Annotated in this window: 1 protein-coding gene; it reads left to right on the top strand. The window is 64.9% G+C overall.

Annotated features, from left to right (window positions below):
• Positions 1-2 precede the first annotated feature (2 nt).
• Positions 3-1,427, top strand: coding sequence for a mannitol dehydrogenase family protein (locus AC2FM3_RS17875; RefSeq protein WP_496684592.1), 1,425 nt, complete (start codon positions 3-5; stop codon positions 1,425-1,427).
• Positions 1,428-1,558 lie beyond the last annotated feature (131 nt).

Below are 1,558 nucleotides of genomic sequence, written 5' to 3' on the forward strand. Positions count from 1 at the left end.
GCGTGCTGCGCCCGGAATACGACCGCGCCGCGCTGACGCCGGGGATCGTGCATATCGGGGTGGGCAATTTTCATCGCGCGCATCAGGCCTGGTACCTGCACCGGCTGATGCAGCAGGGCGCGGCGCAGGATTGGGCCATCATCGGCGCCGGCGTGCGCGCCTATGACGCCGAGATGCGGCGCAAGCTGCTGGCGCAGGACTGTCTCACCACGCTAGTCGAGCTGACCGAAGGCCAGCGCCGCGCCGAGGTGACCGGCGCGATGATCGACTACCTGCCCCCGCAAGAGGACAACGGCCCGCTGATCACGCAGCTGGCCGATCCGGCGATCCGCATCGTTTCGCTGACCGTGACCGAGGGCGGCTATTTCTTGCACCCCGTTACCAAGGGGCTGGACACCGACCACCCCGACATCCGACACGATGCCGCCAATCCTGACCGGCCACGCACCGTCTTCGGCGCAATCGTCGCGGGCCTGCGACGGCGGCGCGATGCGGGCGTCGGTCCGCTGACCGGGCTGAGCTGTGACAACCTGATCGGCAACGGGCAGGTTCTGCGTCAGGCGGTGGTGGGGCTGGCGCGCCTGTCGGACCCGGATCTGGCCGACTGGATCGACACGCAATGTACCTTCCCCAACTCGATGGTCGATTGCATCGTGCCCGCCACGGGTCCGACCGAGCTGGAGCTGGTGCGCGCGCTGGGGATCGACGACGCCGCGCCAGTCACCCATGAAAGCTTCCGCCAATGGGTGATCGAGGATGCCTTCTGCGCCGGGCGGCCGAATTGGGACAAGGTCGGCGCCACCTTTACCGACCGCGTTCATGACTATGAGGTCATGAAACTGCGCATTCTGAACGCGGGCCATCAGGTTCTTGCCAATGTCGGCGAGATCCTGAACCTGGGCACGATCGCGGAGTGCATGGCGCATCCGCTGGTGTCCGGGTTCTTCAGCAAGGTCGAAACCGAGGAAATCGCCCCTTTCGTGCGTCCGGTGCCCGAACGGTCGGTGGCCGAGTACATCGACCTGATCGAAAACCGGTTCCGCAATCCGGCCATCATCGACACCACGCGCCGGGTCGCCTTTGACGGCTCGTCCAGACATGTAGGATTCGTGCTGCCCTCGATCCGTGACGCCCAGGCAGCCGGCGCCTCGGTCGAGGGGCTGGCGCTGGTCGAGGCGTTCTGGGCCCGGATGTGCGCCGGCACGCGCGAAGACGGGACGCCGATTGACCCCAACGACCCGTTCTGGGACGATCTGGTGGCCGTCGCGACACAAGCGCGTGAAACCCCAACCGTGTGGTTGGAGCAGCGCCAGTACTATGGCGATCTGGCCGATTTCACCGCGTTCCGTAAGGCATTTGCGCGGTGGCTGACCATGATCTGGACCCAAGGCACCACCGAGACCTTGAAAACCTATCTGGCACACTGATCCCGGCATTCTCCCCCGCCTGCGGCCGGTGCACCACGCGGGGGCGAACACCGTTTTGGATATACAAGTGGACCGTCAAGCCTATCCCAAGTATCATTGTGGCATTCATTTAAGTCTGTTCGTCACAAAGC

The sequence above is a fragment of the Ruegeria sp. BHSB172 genome (assembly GCF_059613165.1).